This window comes from Nocardiopsis aegyptia, assembly GCF_013410755.1.
Taxonomy (GTDB): domain Bacteria; phylum Actinomycetota; class Actinomycetes; order Streptosporangiales; family Streptosporangiaceae; genus Nocardiopsis; species Nocardiopsis aegyptia.
On the sequence record NZ_JACCFS010000001.1, the window covers coordinates 4,723,252 to 4,737,596 of the forward strand.

Below are 14,345 nucleotides of genomic sequence, written 5' to 3' on the forward strand. Positions count from 1 at the left end.
AGACTAGCGGTTCGGGGAGGGTTCGGGGCGCTTGAGGCCGGGTCCTTCGTCGTCGCTACTGCCTGGCTCGTTCCTCGTCGGCGGCAGAGACTCCTCCTGCAAACACCGGCGCGCCCCTCAGCTCCTGCTTGCCTTGGGCCTCCGCTCGTTCCTCGCTTTGGCCCGATCAACCCCCTGTGGTCCCGGATGAGGGTCCGGATCGTCGGCCGGAGGAGGGTGCGCTGGCGCGGCCCGTCGCTCACGGCGGTAACCTATGGACGCCTGTACGGCGTGCCCGGTCCGGACCTCCTCTTCTGCGGTCGTGGATCCGGAACCGGTCCACGGCATCCCCCGCCCGCCCGTGGACACCCTTCCCCGAGAGCCAGGGGCCGAGGCGGGACCGGGCCGTCAACGCCGGTCCGGTGCGCGCAGGCGAGAACGTACATGCCCGTCCGGCACTTCGTGGACCGGACGAGAACCAACCCTTGGAGGTGGCGGTGGCGTCAAGGACGCTGGCCGTCTGGGAGCACCGGAAGGTCGTCGGCCTCCTGGTCCGGCGCGACCTGAAGGTCAAGTACCAGCAGTCCGTACTCGGGTACGCGTGGACCATGTTGGAGCCTCTGGCTATGACGATGGTCTACTTCTTCGTCTTCGGGGTGATCCTGAACGCGAACCGCGGAATGCCGACCGACGAGTACGGGGGCTTCCTGCTCTTCCTCGTGGCGGGCATCCTCCCGTGGACGACCTTCGGGCAGATCCTCGGTGAGGCCCCCCGTGCGATGATCACGCATTCCAAGCTGATCACCACGATGAAGGTGCCCCGGGAGATCTTCCCGACGGCGACCGTGGGGACCAAGTTCATCGAGTACCTGCTGACCTGGCCGATCCTGCTGGTGTTCGTGGTCGTGCTGGGCGGTCGTCCCTCGGTCATGGGCGTGTTCGTCTGGCTGCCGCTGGCGATCGTGCTCACGTTCGTGTTCGGACTGGGGCTCACCCTGTTCCTGTCCTCGGTCAACGTGCTGCTGCGCGACGTGGAACGCCTCACACGGATCGTCACCCGTCTGCTGTTCTACGGGTCGGCGATCCTGTTCCCGGCGTCGATGGTGCTCTCCTCGGACAAGGTGCCGGGCTGGGCGATGACCCTCTACCAGCTCAACCCGCTGCTCGGCATCTTCCAGATGCACCGCGCGGTGTGGTTCGCTGGGTTCGAGGAACTAACGCCGACCACGCTCGCGTTGAGCAGTGCGGTGGTCGGTTCGATCCTGATGCTCATCATCGGATACTGGACGTTCCGTCGCCTGGAGATGTCCGTTCTGAAGGAGTTGTGATGGCGCAGACGACCTACGGCGCCGAGGTCACCACCGGACCGGTCATCGAAGCCAAGGGACTCGGTGTCAAGTTCGCGGTCAACCGGCGCCGCAAGCGCAGCCTGCGTGAGATGTTCATCCACGGGACCAAGCGCGACCCCAACGCCGAGGGCGACGAGTTCTGGCCCCTGCGCGACGTCTCCTTCGAGGTCGGGCGCGGCGACTGCGTCGGCATCGTCGGCAAGAACGGCACCGGCAAGTCCACCCTGCTCAAGCTGATCGCGGGCGTGCTGATGCCCGACGAGGGCGACGTCCAGGTCCGCGGCAAGGTCGCCCCGCTGCTGGAGCTGCGGGCCGGCTTCAACGACAACCTGACCGGCCGCGAGAACGTGTACCTGGTCGGTTCGCTGCACGGCATGTCCGAGGAGCTGATCGACGAGCGCTTCGAGGACATCATCGACTTCGCCGAGATCAAGCCGAAGTTCGTCGACACGCCCGTGCGCCACTACTCCAGCGGGATGAAGGTGCGGCTCGGGTTCGCGCTCATCTCCCAGCTGGAGCACCCGATCATGCTGGTCGACGAGGTGCTCGCGGTCGGCGACAAGGCCTTCAAGCGTAAGTGCTACGAGGCCATCGACCGGATGCTGGCCAACCACCGGACGATGGTCCTGGTCTCCCACAGCGAGAAGGACCTGCGCCGGTTCTGCAACCGCGGCCTCTACATCAAGGGCGGCGGCCTCGCGCTGGACACCGACATCGAGTCCGCGCTGGCGGCCTACGACGAGGACACCAAGGCCGAGATCGCCGAGCGCAAGAAGCGCGACGCCGCGAAGAAGAAGCGCGCCGAGGAGGCCGAGAAGAAGGCCGACGAGGCCGCCCGGAAGGACGAGGGCGGCGGAGACGGCGGTCAGGCCGCCTGACCACCCCGAGCGCGGGCCGAAGCGAGGAACGAGCGGTGGCCCGAAGAAGGCGCGGGTGAGGGCGCCGGCGGGTCCTGGAGGGCTTGGAGGCGCGCTCCCGAGGAACGAGGGAGTGCACCGGAAGGTGCGAAGGCCCCGTCCTCAAGGCGCCCGAGAGAGCGCACCACTGGAGGTTCCGGGGGTGCGCTCTCCGTGTGTCCGGGGTGTCCGAAAGGTGTTCTGCGCGCCCACTACGGCTTACCGGGCGCTATGTGCGTGTCAGTGGTTGAACCGCTACCAAGCGTGGGAAACGGTGACTCTCAGTAGAACTTCGAGAGGGCACCCATGGTCAACGGCACGGTGGCGCGGTCGACCGCGCGGATGTTGGAACGGCGACACGTCACACGTGCGGGGATGACGCGCATCAGCGTGTTCGCGGCGGTCGGCGCGGCGGTCTGGTTCACGCGGGCGGACACGGTCGGAGCCCTGGCCGGTTCCCTGTTCCTCGGCGGGGTGCTCTTCTGCGACGCCGTACGCGGGCGGATGCAGGCCAACCGGCGCGACGCCCTGACGGTCTGGCTCGTGTCGATGCTCGCCCAGCTGCGCGAGTACATCGTCTACGCGGGACTGGCGGTCGGCGCGGTCCTGGCGGGGCTGGCCGACGGATGGGGGTGGGCGGCGGGAGCGCTCATCGCCCTCGCCCTGCGGGACTCGCTCCTGATCGCCCGTGCCGCCCCCACCGCCCCTGACCTGTCCCAGGGTGTCGGGCGCGTGCCGCGCGCCCGGCCTGGGCGGACTGGCGGCCTCCTGGCGGACCTGGCGCCCCGGCCGCCGGAGGGGCCGCGCGAGAGCGACCCCCGGCTGACCGGCCGCCTGCTCGGTCCGGGGCCCGGCGCCGCGTCCGACGCGGCCTCCGCGGCGGGCCCCGGGGTCCCGCCCCGCCCCCGGATCTCGCCGGAGGCCCGTGCGGTGCAGGAGGCCCGCGCGGCACGGGACACCTCCCCGGAACCCGCCCCGGCGCCCGCGAACCGATCCGCGCGCCTGCCGCTGCCCCACCTGGCCCGCCGGATCATGGTGTTCTCCCAGAGCACCCGGTTCCTGGCCATCGCGGTCACCGCCACGCTCTGGGACGCCAGGGTCGCGTTCCTCACGTTGATCGTGGGGTGCGCGGTGGCCGTGACCGGGGAACTGGTCGATCCGCGGGGAGGCCGCCGGTGAGCGTGCACGACGACGCCCCGCCACCGCGGGCCCCACGCGAGGAACTCCGCGGCACCCTGCCCGACCTGCGCGTCCTTCGTGATGACAGTCACATGGGAACGCTGCTCGGCCGGATCGCCCCCGGGGCCGTGCCACCGCTGATGACCGCACTGACCGGCCTCCTGGTGGTCGGGACCCTCCTCGTGGCGGGACGGGGGCAGCTGTCAGGCATTACCCTGTTCGCACCGGTCGCTGCCCTGCTACTGTCCGGGTTGGCCTCGGGTCACCCCCACGACGGACCGTACGACTGGCTCGTACCGCCCGTTCTGCGGGTCACCGAGTACGCCTACCTGGCTGTTCTGGGGTCGGCGTCCGGTGTACCCGGTCCCGTGGTGTTCGTACTCTTGGTTGCGGTCGTCTGCCACCACCGCGACGACGTGTCGCGTTCCGCGGTCGGTGTCACCCGTCCCTCATGGGTGCGCGCCGCCGCGCTCGGCTGGGACGGCCGCATGCTCGTGATCGCGATCGGCGGCGCGTCGCACGCCCTGGCCATCGGCTACGGCGTCCTCGCCGCGTACCTCTGGGTGCTCCTCGTCCGCGAGGCCGTACGCACCTGGAGCGCCACGGAGGTGACCGACGTGCGCACCAGCGCCACCACCGTCCCCAGTGGTGGCGCCTCGGACCAGGGAGATCCACGGATCACCCCGCACGGGGACGGGGGCCGACCGGCCGCCGGAACGAACGGGGAGGCGTGAGCGCGCCTCCCCGCACACAAGGAGGAACACGCCCTCATGCTCGGAATGGTTCTCGCCGCAGGCGCCGGGCGCCGCCTGCGCCCGTACACCGACACCCTGCCCAAGGCCCTGGTGCCCGTCGACGGCGAGACGACCATCATGGACATCTCGCTGCGCAACCTGGCCGCCGCCGGCCTCAAGGACGTCGTCGTCGTGGTCGGTTACCGCGCGGAGGCCGTCGAGGAGCGCAAGGAGGCGCTGGAGCGGCGCCACGGCGTCAACCTCACCCTGTGCTACAACGACAAGGCCGAGGAATGGAACAACGCCTACTCCCTCTGGACCGCGCGCGAGTTCTTCTCCGAGGGCGTCCTCCTCGTCAACGGTGACACGGTGCACCCGGTGAGCGTCGAGGAAACGCTACTCGCCGCACGGGGACCGGAACTCCTCCTCGCGGTGGACAACGTGAAAAACCTCGCTGACGAAGAGATGAAGGTGACCCTCGACGAGGGCGGCCACGTCAGCACCATCACCAAGCTCATGGACCCCGCCACCGCCGCGGGCGAGTACATCGGCGCCACGCTCATCGAGAGCACCCTGGACGGCCGCCTGGCCGACGCCCTCAAGGCCACCTGGGAGCGGGACCCCCAGCTGTACTACGAGGACGGCTACCAGGAGCTGGTCAACCGCGGCGAGAAGGTCGCCGTCGCGCCGATCGGCAAGGTCGACTGGGTCGAGGTCGACAACCACGACGACCTGGCCAAGGCGAGGGAGATCGCGTGCCGCTACTAGCGCGAATGCTGCCCTCCCCGCTGGCGATCGACGTCCGCCGCGGGGCCATCGCCTCCCTGGGGACGGTGCTCGCCGACCGGCGCATCGCCACCGAGGGACGCATCGCCGTGGCGGTCGGTCCCGGCCAGGGCGCCCAGATCGCGGCCGACATCGACCTGCCCGAGTGCGAGGTCTTCCAGGTCGAGGAGGGCACGGTCGACGCCGCGACCGAGCTCGGCAAGAAGCTGCGCTCGGGCGCCTACGAGGCGGTCGCGGGCATCGGCGGCGGCAAGACCATCGACGTCACCAAGTTCGCCGCCACCATGGCGGGCATCCCCATGGTGGCCGTGGCCACGAACCTGGCCCACGACGGCATCGCCTCGCCGGTCAGCTCCCTGGAGCACGAGGGCGGCAAGCCCTCCATCGGCGTGACCATGCCCATCGCCGTGGTCATCGACGTCGACTACGTCCGGGCCGCCCCGGCGCACCTGGTCCGCTCCGGCATCGGCGACGTGGTCAGCAACATCTCCGCCATCGAGGACTGGGAGCTGGCGGGCCGCGAGAAGGGCGAGCCGGTCGACGGCATGGCCGTCACCTTCGCGCGCGTGGCCGCCGAGGCCGTGCTGCACCGCCCGGACTCCATCGAGTCCGACGCGTTCCTCACGGTGCTCGCCGAGGGCCTGGTCCTGTCGGGCATGGCGATGTCGGTGGCCGGCTCCAGCCGCCCCGCCAGCGGTGCCTGCCACGAGATCCTGCACGCGGTCACCCAGCTCTACCCGGGCACCAGCAACCACGGCGAGCTCGCCGGGCTCGGCGCGCTCTACGCGTCCCACCTGCGGGTCCGGCACCTGGGCTGGCCGGAGGGCCGCCTGGAGGAGATCAGGTCCTGCCTGGTCCGCCACAGCCTGCCCGTGCTGCCCTCGGACGTGGGCCTGACCCAGGAGGAGTTCGTGCGGGCCGTCGCCCACGCACCGGGCACCCGTCCCGGGCGCTTCACGATCCTGGAACACCTGAACCTCTCCGAGGACGAGATCGGGCGGAGTGTCGCGGACTATGTCGAAGCCTTCGGTCGCTGAGGTCCGCGCGGGCGGCCAGCCCGCGGGGATCAAGGAACGAGTGAACGAGGAGCACTGGGCGGGTCGGCTCTACATGCGGGACCTCTCCCCGTACCTGAGCACGGTCTTCGTCCGGCTCCGCGTGCCCCCCAACCCGATCACCTACCTGATGATGGTGTTCGGCGTGCTCTCCGGCGTCGTGGTGGCCTTCGGCGGCCTGTGGTCGGCGGTCGTGGCCGCCCTGTTCATCCAGATCTACCTGCTGCTGGACTGCTCTGACGGCGAGGTGGCCCGGTACACCGGGCGCACCAGCGTGGCCGGGATCTACCTGGACCGGATCGGCCACTACGTGTCCGAGATCGCGCTGCTCATCGGCCTGGGCGTGCGCGCCCAGGGCGAGTGGGAGGCCGGCGGCTGGGTGATCCTGGGCATGGCCGCCGCGCTCGGTGTCGCGCTGATCAAGGCCGAGACCGACAACGTGGTGGTCGCCAGGGCCAAGGCCGGGCTGCCGGAGAAGATCTCCGAGGCGGCGATGCGCCCGCGCTCGTCCGGGCTGAGCCTGGCCCGCCGCCTGGCCTCGGCGCTCAAGGTGCACCGGGTCATCCAGGCGGTCGAGCTGTCGCTGCTCATCGTCGTGGCGGCGGTCGTCGACGCCTTCCTGGGCGACCGGACGGCCACCCGCGTCCTGGTGGTGGCGTGCGCCTGCGTCGGCGTGGTGATGAGCTTCGCCCACTTCGTGAGCGTGCTGGCCTCCCGCCGCCTGGAATAACGCGTGAGTGACGCTTGCGTCACATACGGGGCCGTGGGGGCTACCCATCCCGCGGCCCCGTACACCTGACGTTTATGCTTTCGTTAGCCTGTTCCTGCGAACGTTGGCTCATGTCCACTTGCCAGCCGCATGTCGTCCACTGATCGGTCGCACCCATGGCCACTCCCGTGATCCCGCCAACGCCCGGCCCCGGAACGTCCGCGCCGGAGGGTCTTCGCGCGCCCAGAGCCGAACGGAGCCGCTCCCCGTTGCCCGGTACCAGCAAGCCCACCCTGTCCTGCGTCCTGCTCACCATGGGCACCCGTCCGGCGGAGCTGCGCCGGGCGATCACCAGTGTGTTCGAGCAGGAGGACGCGGACGTCGAGGTCGTGGTGGTCGGCAACGGCGCGGACCTGCCCGACCTGCCCGAGGGCGTGCGGACGGTGCGGCTGCCGGAGAACGTGGGCATCCCCGAGGGGCGCAACCACGGCGTGCGCGCCACCGAGGGCGACATCGTCCTCTTCCTCGACGACGACGGCTGGTACCGCTCCACCGACCTGGCCCGGCACGTGCGCGAGCGCTTCGCCGCCGACCCCTCCCTGGGTGCCCTGTCGTTCCGCATCGCCGACCCCGACGGCGGCCCCGACCAGCGGCGGCACGTGCCCCGGCTGCGGGTCGGCGACTCGCGCAAGTCCAGTGTGGTGACCACCTTCCTGGGCGGCGCCTCCGCGGTCCGGCGTTCGGCCTTCGAGGCGGGCGGCGGCCTGCCCGGCGAGTTCTTCTACGCCCACGAGGAGACCGACCTCGCCTGGCGGATCATGGACGCGGGCTACACCATCGAGTACGACGCCGACGCGGTGATGTACCACCCGGCGGTCGCGCCCACGCGGCACGAGAACTTCTACCGGCTCAACGCCCGCAACCGGGTGTGGCTGGCCCGCCGGAACCTGCCGTGGCCGCTGGCCTTCGCCTACTTGGGCACCTGGGTCGCCATGACCCTGCTGCGCGAACGCGACCGGTCGGCGCTGCGCTCCTGGTTCGCGGGCTTCCGCGAGGGCTGGCGCGAGGACGCCGGACCGCGCACGCCGATCCGCTGGTCCACGGCCTGGCGGATGACCCGCGCCGGGCGCCCGCCGATCATCTGAGCCGCCCGGGCGCGGGACGCGCGCCCACGGCGGCATGGCAGGATGGGTTCCCCGCGGCGCGTGTACGGTCGCGCCGACCGCCCCGTCGTTGGAGCCCCATGGTTTCCGGACTCGCGTCCATCATGGTCATTCTGATCGTCCTTCTCCTGATCGCCGTCGGCGCCGGCGTGCTGATCTTCGTGATCGTCAAGGCGTCGAAGAAGAACACCCCGCCCCCGCAGCCGCCGCATCCGCAGCAGGGGGGAACGTGGGGTCCTCCGCCGCCGCAGCGGCCCTACCAGCCGCAGAACCCCCAGCAGCCCCCGCAGGGCGGCCAGTGGGGTCCGCCGCCGCAGCAGTAGTCCACGCGCACACGACAGGGGCCGGACCTTCGAGAGGTGTCCGGCCCCTGTCGTGGATAGACGGTAGATTCGTCGTGCCCGATCAACTGCTCCCACGGCTGAAGGCAGGGCGGTAGCGATGTCCGAACAACCCGTGGTCCAGCCCCTCGAAGCGCCGCTCATTCCGCGCCCGGACCCGAATCCCACAACGCTGCGTGCGGCCGTTGCACAGGTAGCGCCTTCGAGGCTCAAAGAGTTCGACACGAGCCTCCTTGAGGCGAGCACCAAGGCACAGGCGAACCAGAGCATTGGTCCCTTGTGGTTGTTCTGCCGCTCGTGGGCTCAGAAGGTTCAGGTTCAGAGGTATCCCGATGTCGCTCGCCGACTGGACGAGATGGTCGCCAGAGTGGAACAGGGGCATTCGGAGAGCATCGAGGCGCTGACGGAGGTCTCGCGGATCCTCGCCTGGGCTGATGCGGAGCTCGACAAGTGAAGGAATGGACGTGGTGCTTCCATCCGGACGGACTCGCGGACGGCATTCCTGTGGGGGCCCTGGCTGCGATCGAACGTCTGGCGACGTAGCTGGCGGTGCTGGGGCCCGAAGCCGAACATGTGGGCGGGCCGCCTGACCGGTCCGGAGGGTTGCGGGAGTTCTCCATGGGAGACGAAGTCGGGTTCTTCAAGTTCATCCTCGCCCATCACCGACGCGAGATCGTGATCGTTCACATCACTCTGTGGCCGCACTGATACGACAGGGGCCGGACACCTTCGAATGGTGTCCGGCCCCTGTCGTGCGCCCGGTCAGATCTCGGTGACGACCTCGTCGTGCTCCAGGCGGGGCAGGCGGTCGAACCAGGCGTCCGGGCCGGGGCGGCCGACGTTCATCACCACGAGCGGCCGCAGCGGGGAGTCCGCGCCGAAGAATTCGGTGCGCACGCCCTCGGCGTCGAACCCGGTCATCGGGCCGGCCGCCAGGCCGGCCGCGCGCACGCCCACGATCAGGTAGCCGATCTGCAGGAGCGCGTTGAACCGGGCGTCCGCCTCGCGCTTGTCCGCGTCGGCGGCGAGCGCGTCACCGATGCCCGGGACGACCGGGAACGTGCGGTCCAGGTGCAGGTGGTAGTCGGTGTCCGCGGACAGGACCAGGGTGAGCGGCGCGGTGGAGGTCTTGGGGGCGTTGTTGCCCGCCATGTGTCTGACCAGGCGCTCGCGGGCCTCGGGGGAGCGGACGACGGTCACGCGCAGCGGCTGGGTGTTCATCGCGGTCGGGCCGTACTTGACCAGGTCCTGGATGGCGCGCACCTGCTCGTCGGTCACCGGTTCGTCGGTGAAGGCGTTGGCGGTACGGGCGTCACGGAACAACAGGTCCTGGGCGACCTTGTCGAGTGCCAGCTGCGTCATGTTCGTCCTCGGTCGTGCGTGCGGTGCGCGCCGGCCACCGGTGGTGGCCGACGCGAGGCACAACCTTGTTGACTAGGAAGATATTTCCCGCGTCGGGCGAGTGTGCTCGCCGTCACGCTCGACCACCTGGGGGCGGGGACGCGGTCTGGGCACGACCGGCACCGGACCGGACGCCTCGGCCACCCACTCCTCCAACTGCTTGACGAACAGCCGCGCCTGGACCGGCCAGTGGAAGGAGGTCTGCGCGATCTCGTGACCCGTCCGCGCCATCGACCGGCGCAGGTCCTCGTCGCCGCGCAGCTCCAGCACCGCGTCGGCCGCCGCCCGCACGTCGCCGAACGGGACCACCCGGCCGGCGTGGCCCTCCGGTCGGCCCGTCACCAGCGCCTCCGCCATCGGGTTCGCGGTGGTCACGACCGGCAGGCCGTGCGCCATGTACTCCACGACCTTGGTCGGCATCGAGTGGCGGTAGTTCGGGGTGTCGTGCAGCATGCTGATCCCGGCGGTCGCCCCGGCGCACATCCGCAGCGCCCGGTCGTTGGGGACGAATCCGTACCAGTGCAGGTCGTCCGCCTGCTGGGCCTCCCGCAGCAGCGGCCGCACCCGGGCGTCGGCGCCGCCGATGACGTCCAGCCGCACCCCGTGCGGGCGCAGCGTGCGCCCCAGTTCCACCAGCTCACGGGCGCCGCGCGCCATGGACACGTGGCCCAGGTACACGACCCGGTCGTCCCCGGGCTCGCGCGCCGGCCGCTCGGGCACCTCGGTCGTGTTGGGCACCACGGGGTGCTGGCGGCGAAACCGCGAACGGTAGCCCTCCTCGGCCAGCAGCAGCTTCATCCGGCGCTCGGCCCGACGCTCGAAGGAGCGGACCACCAGGCCGAGCGGGCGGCGCAGCGGACGGGGCACCCACGGCTTGGTCAGCAGCGCGGCGGCGGTGTCCTCGTGCACGTCCCACACCGTCACCGGTCGGCGGGACGGGAGCGCCAGCAGCAGTTCGGGGTCGTGGAAGAGCAGGAGGTCGGCCCGGGGCGCGTGCTCGGCGAGGACGGCGCGCGCCGCCCGCAGCGAGGCCATCCGCTCGCGCCCCGAGGCGCGCGGGACGTCGATCGAGCGCAGTTCGTCCCAGGGCGTCACCCCGCACTCCCGGAACGGCGCCACGTAGGTCACCGTGTGACCCGCGTCCAACAGTGCGCGGATCTGTCGGTGCAGGATCCGCGCGTCCTCGGGGTGGTGCACAACCGTGGCCACGAGCGCGTGCATGAAGATCACCTACGTGTGTCACCGGATGGGTCGCGAGGTGCACGAAACGTCACACCCCGTATCGATGATCCGCTCAAATCAGGCTGGACCAGCTCATCGACACGGTATTCACCAGCGGAAACATGGCGAGGAAAGCCGGGTGGACACACGGGGTTGATCGGGTGAACCTTCGGTCGCGTTCGGGTGAACGCGAAAGGGCACGCCGGTGGACGGTCGGGTGACGTCCGTCGGCGTGCCCCGTGTCGGGCGCGTGACGCGGGCGGTCAGAGCACCTGCAGGCCCTCCCGCAGGACTCCGTTACGCGCCTGGGCGGGCACGGAGGCGTCGGGCTCGGGCTCCTGGCGGCGCAGCACGCCGCGCGTGTCCAGCAGCAGGCGCGCGTACTCCGACAGCCGCTTGGGCCGGTACTCGGCGTGATCGGTGAGCAGGATCGTCAGGTCGGCGTCGGCCAGGGCCTGGTCGAGGTCGGTGGAGCGGGGCACGTCCACCCCGTCGACCTCCCAGGACTCCACGTGCGGGTCGTGGTAGGTGAGCGTGGCGCCCTTGGCCGCCAGCTTGCGGGCCACCGGGCGGGCCGGCGACTCGCGCTGGTCGGCGATGTCGGCCTTGTAGGTGACGCCGAGCAGCAGCACCTTGGACCGCGACAGGGCCAGACCGGACTCGTTGAGCAGCTCCTGCGCCCGCTGCATGACGTAGGACGGCATGCGCCCGTTGATCTCCTGGGCCAGCTCGACGAACCGGAACGGGTAGCCGAGGGTCTTGACCTTGTAGGAGAGGTAGTTGGGGTCGATGGGGATGCAGTGACCGCCCACGCCCGGACCGGGGTAGAAGGCCTGGAAGCCGAACGGCTTGGTGGCCGCCGCCGCGATGGAGTCCCACAGGTCCACGCCCAGCTCCTGGCAGAAGATGGCCATCTCGTTCACGAGCGCGATGTTGACGTGGCGGTAGGTGTTCTCCAGCAGCTTGGCCATCTCGGCCTCCCGGGTGCCCCGGGCGCGCACGACCGTGTTCACGAAGTGGCCGTAGAACACCGCGGCCGCCTCCCCGCACTCGGGCGTGAGCCCGCCGACGACCTTCGGTGTGTTGGCCACGCCGAAGGTCGGGTTGCCCGGGTCGATGCGCTCGGGGGAGAAGGCCAGGTGGAAGTCGCTGCCCGCGACCAGGCCGGACTCCTCCAGGAGCGGGCGCACGACCTCCTCGGTGGTGCCGGGGTAGGTCGTCGACTCCAGGATCACCAGCGTGCCGGGGCGCAGGTGGGCCGCGATGGTCCTGGACGCGGAGGTGACCGCTCCCAGGTCCGGTCCGCCCTCGGGGGAGAGCGGAGTGGGCACGCAGATCACCACGGTCCGCGCCGTGGCGAGGCACGACGGGTCCGCGGTGGCGGTGAAACCGCGCTCCAGCATCGAGGCGACGTCCTCGCTGGAGAGGTCGTCCACGTGGGAGACCGCCCGGTTCAGACCGGACACGACGTGCTCGCTCAGGTCGAGGCCGGTGACCTTGAGCCCCGCGGAGACGGCCTCGGCCGCCAGGGGCAGGCCGACGTAGCCGAGTCCCAGGACGACGAGGTCGCTGACGGCACCGCCGGACGACTGCTCGGGAATCATGGCTGAGGCTGGTTTGGAGGCTGCGGCATCCACTTCGGGTCACACTCGCATTCATTGGTGAACGGGCGTCGATGGATCGAGGACTGCCTTGCGTCACACAGTGCGTTGGACGTCCGAGTCTAGGTACTCGATGTCCTCGATCACGGATTCTGGCCTGGTCCGGACAATGTCCGAATAAGAACCCGGTACGCCTGGTTGTAGCGGTATGCGGCCTCGGTCCAGGTGCGATCAACACCGACCTTGCTCCGGCCTGCTCGGCCGTAGGAGATCCGCCTTTCCCGACTGTAGGCGAGTTTTGTCAGAGCATCGGCGAGACCTGCCGATTCGCCCGCCGGAATTAACTCGCCGGTCACTCCGGGTTCCACGATCTCTCGCAATGCCGGTAGGTCACTGGCGACCACGGGAAGCCCTCCCGCCATCGCCTCCACCGGTTTGAGCGGTGTCACCAGACGGCACACCCGCTCGTCCCGGCGCGGCACGGCGAACACGTCCAGCGCCGCGTGGTGGGCGCGCACCCGGTCGGCCGGGACCCGGCCGGTGAAGTGCACCGCGCCGTCGAGCCCCAGCGACCGCGCGCGGTCCCGCAGCACCGGCAGCTCGGGCCCGTCGCCCACGAGCAGGGCGTGCACCCGCTCCCCGCGTTCGCGCATCAGGGCGACCGCGTCCACCAGGACCTCCAGGCCCTCGTAGCCGAAGAAGCTGGTCGTGGTGCCCACCACGAACTCGTCGGCGCCGACGCCCAGGCCCTCCCGGACCTCCGTGCCCGAGGGCAGCGGGTCCAGGAACGACGCCTCCACCGCGTTGGGCACGACCAGCAGCCGCTCGCGGGCCACGCCGCGCGCCTCGATGTCGGCGCGCATCGTCTCGCCCAGCGTCACCACCAGGTCCGCGGCCAGCATGCAGGCCGTCTCGTTGGCGCGTTCGGCCTGGTAGAAGGCGTCCTCGACACTCCGGGACGGGTCGCGCGAGAGCCAGGACTCCTCCAGGAAGCCCCGGGCCTCGTAGACGACCGGCAGGCCGAAGCGCCGCCCCAGCTCCAGCGCCAGACGGGCGTTGTGGTGGTTGCTGGCGGCGTGCAGCACGTCCGGCCGCACCGCCTCGACCAGCTTCGACGCCATCCGCACGCCCACCGCCAGCTCCCCGGCGGCGTCGACCGGAGCCGTCCACGGGATGAGCCGGTGGTAGGTGACGCCGTCCAGGCGCACCAGCGTGCGCGCGTCGCGCACGCCCTTGGTCAGCGGGAACCCCGCCCGGGTGACCACGTGCACGTCCATCCCGGCCTCGCGTTGGGCGACGGCGATCTTGTGGGTGCGCTGGGTGTACCCCGCGTTGGTCGAGGGAAGCGCGTTGGTGACCACGTGCAGGACGCGCAGCCCTGCCCCGGGGGACCCGGGATCACCGGCCACACGCCACCGTTCACCTGCCGGTACGGGCGGTCGCCCAGCGTTCACCGTGTCGTCGGGCGGCGTTGGGGCATCGCGGGTTAACGTGATTCCGTGATGGTCGGGCGACGAGGACACGGGGACGGCACGTCCGGTGGCCACGGCCGTCCGGTACTCCGCGGCGTCCCGGGACCGCCCCTCCGGAAGCCGGCTCACCAGAGCGCGGGCGGTGTCGGCGTCACCCGCCGCCAGGCAGGCCGCCACCAGGCGGCCCACCCGGCGGGGGGAGGCGTTCTCCGCCGCGGACAGGACCGACGCGCGGGCGTCCTCGCGGCGCCCCTGGTCCCACAGGGCGTAGGCGCGGGCGAGGCCCCCACACCGGGAGGCCGCGGCCCGCACCGCGCGCCGGGCGGGGCCGGGCAGCAGCCGCAGCGCGAGCAGCGGCAGACGGGCGGGGTCGGCCCTCAGGTGTCGCCAGGCCAACGACAGTGTGAACGTCCCGGCCCGCACCCAGCGGGTGCGCGGGCGGGGAGCGCGGGTTCGGGA

At 70.9% G+C, this 14,345-nt stretch carries 14 protein-coding genes; 10 read left to right on the forward strand and 4 right to left on the reverse strand.

Translation table 11 applies throughout. The features are described 5' to 3' along the window. Positions 1–464: 464 nt before the first annotated feature. From HNR10_RS21135 to HNR10_RS21180, 10 genes are all read left to right on the forward strand, one after another. Positions 465–1,307, forward strand: coding sequence for an ABC transporter permease (locus HNR10_RS21135; RefSeq protein ID WP_179826202.1), 843 nt, complete (start codon positions 465–467; stop codon positions 1,305–1,307). Continuing rightward, complete coding sequence (locus tag HNR10_RS21140) at positions 1,307–2,206, forward strand: ABC transporter ATP-binding protein (protein WP_179826204.1); 900 nt, start codon at positions 1,307–1,309, stop codon at positions 2,204–2,206. The genes HNR10_RS21135 and HNR10_RS21140 overlap by 1 nt, the downstream gene beginning before the upstream one ends. 324 nt (positions 2,207–2,530) lie before the next feature. Further along, entirely contained in the window at positions 2,531–3,403 is an 873-nt protein-coding gene (locus tag HNR10_RS21145) for a hypothetical protein (RefSeq protein WP_179826207.1), read from the forward strand. A gap of 92 nt (positions 3,404–3,495) precedes the next feature. Beyond that, positions 3,496–4,137, forward strand: coding sequence for a DUF5941 domain-containing protein (locus HNR10_RS21150; RefSeq protein WP_376769799.1), 642 nt, complete (start codon positions 3,496–3,498; stop codon positions 4,135–4,137). Between the two features lie 36 nt (positions 4,138–4,173). Further along, positions 4,174–4,905, forward strand: coding sequence for a phosphocholine cytidylyltransferase family protein (locus HNR10_RS21155; RefSeq protein ID WP_179826209.1), 732 nt, complete (start codon positions 4,174–4,176; stop codon positions 4,903–4,905). A gap of 5 nt (positions 4,906–4,910) precedes the next feature. Then, positions 4,911–5,960 carry an iron-containing alcohol dehydrogenase family protein gene (locus HNR10_RS21160; RefSeq protein ID WP_179826211.1) on the forward strand — a complete coding sequence of 350 codons (1,050 nt, stop codon included), beginning with the start codon at positions 4,911–4,913 and terminating at the stop codon, positions 5,958–5,960. Continuing rightward, positions 5,938–6,708, forward strand: coding sequence for a CDP-alcohol phosphatidyltransferase family protein (locus HNR10_RS21165; protein WP_179826214.1), 771 nt, complete (start codon positions 5,938–5,940; stop codon positions 6,706–6,708). The genes HNR10_RS21160 and HNR10_RS21165 overlap by 23 nt, the downstream gene beginning before the upstream one ends. A gap of 248 nt (positions 6,709–6,956) precedes the next feature. Beyond that, the gene (locus tag HNR10_RS21170) at positions 6,957–7,832 is read left to right on the forward strand and encodes a glycosyltransferase family 2 protein (protein WP_246406341.1); all 876 of its coding nucleotides are present in this window, start codon (positions 6,957–6,959) and stop codon (positions 7,830–7,832) included. Positions 7,833–7,930: 98 nt separating this feature from the next. Continuing rightward, complete coding sequence (locus HNR10_RS21175; RefSeq protein ID WP_179826216.1) at positions 7,931–8,173, forward strand: hypothetical protein; 243 nt, start codon at positions 7,931–7,933, stop codon at positions 8,171–8,173. Positions 8,174–8,291: 118 nt separating this feature from the next. Further along, positions 8,292–8,645: a hypothetical protein gene (locus tag HNR10_RS21180; RefSeq protein ID WP_179826218.1), complete on the forward strand. Its 354-nt coding sequence runs from the start codon at positions 8,292–8,294 to the stop codon at positions 8,643–8,645. Positions 8,646–8,953: 308 nt separating this feature from the next. On the opposite strand, the gene HNR10_RS21185 is transcribed toward HNR10_RS21180, so the two are convergent. The 4 genes from HNR10_RS21185 to HNR10_RS21200 form a co-directional block, all read right to left on the reverse strand. Then, entirely contained in the window at positions 8,954–9,553 is a 600-nt protein-coding gene (locus HNR10_RS21185; RefSeq protein ID WP_179826220.1) for a malonic semialdehyde reductase, read from the reverse strand. Positions 9,554–9,625: 72 nt separating this feature from the next. Then, positions 9,626–10,813, reverse strand: a complete 1,188-nt coding sequence (locus tag HNR10_RS21190) for a glycosyltransferase (protein ID WP_179826222.1) — start codon at positions 10,811–10,813, stop codon at positions 9,626–9,628. Between the two features lie 263 nt (positions 10,814–11,076). Further along, positions 11,077–12,450, reverse strand: a complete 1,374-nt coding sequence (locus tag HNR10_RS21195) for a nucleotide sugar dehydrogenase (RefSeq protein ID WP_179826231.1) — start codon at positions 12,448–12,450, stop codon at positions 11,077–11,079. 107 nt (positions 12,451–12,557) lie between these two features. Next, the gene (locus HNR10_RS21200; RefSeq protein WP_218897920.1) at positions 12,558–14,282 is read right to left on the reverse strand and encodes a glycosyltransferase family 4 protein; all 1,725 of its coding nucleotides are present in this window, start codon (positions 14,280–14,282) and stop codon (positions 12,558–12,560) included. Between the last annotated feature and the right edge of the window lie 63 nt (positions 14,283–14,345).

What these genes read in the sequence shown, in the direction of transcription:
- HNR10_RS21145 (WP_179826207.1), top strand. Translation starts at nt 2,531, where the DNA reads ATGGTCAACGGCACGGTGGCGCGGTCGACCGCGCGGATGTTGGAACGG.
- HNR10_RS21140 (WP_179826204.1), top strand. Translation starts at nt 1,307, where the DNA reads ATGGCGCAGACGACCTACGGCGCCGAGGTCACCACCGGACCGGTCATC.
- HNR10_RS21155 (WP_179826209.1), top strand. Translation starts at nt 4,174, where the DNA reads ATGCTCGGAATGGTTCTCGCCGCAGGCGCCGGGCGCCGCCTGCGCCCG.
- HNR10_RS21185 (WP_179826220.1), bottom strand. Translation starts at nt 9,553, where the DNA reads ATGACGCAGCTGGCACTCGACAAGGTCGCCCAGGACCTGTTGTTCCGT.
- HNR10_RS21180 (WP_179826218.1), top strand. Translation starts at nt 8,292, where the DNA reads ATGTCCGAACAACCCGTGGTCCAGCCCCTCGAAGCGCCGCTCATTCCG.
- HNR10_RS21160 (WP_179826211.1), top strand. Translation starts at nt 4,911, where the DNA reads ATGCTGCCCTCCCCGCTGGCGATCGACGTCCGCCGCGGGGCCATCGCC.
- HNR10_RS21165 (WP_179826214.1), top strand. Translation starts at nt 5,938, where the DNA reads ATGTCGAAGCCTTCGGTCGCTGAGGTCCGCGCGGGCGGCCAGCCCGCG.
- HNR10_RS21150 (WP_376769799.1), top strand. Translation starts at nt 3,496, where the DNA reads ATGGGAACGCTGCTCGGCCGGATCGCCCCCGGGGCCGTGCCACCGCTG.
- HNR10_RS21175 (WP_179826216.1), top strand. Translation starts at nt 7,931, where the DNA reads ATGGTTTCCGGACTCGCGTCCATCATGGTCATTCTGATCGTCCTTCTC.
- HNR10_RS21190 (WP_179826222.1), bottom strand. Translation starts at nt 10,813, where the DNA reads ATGCACGCGCTCGTGGCCACGGTTGTGCACCACCCCGAGGACGCGCGG.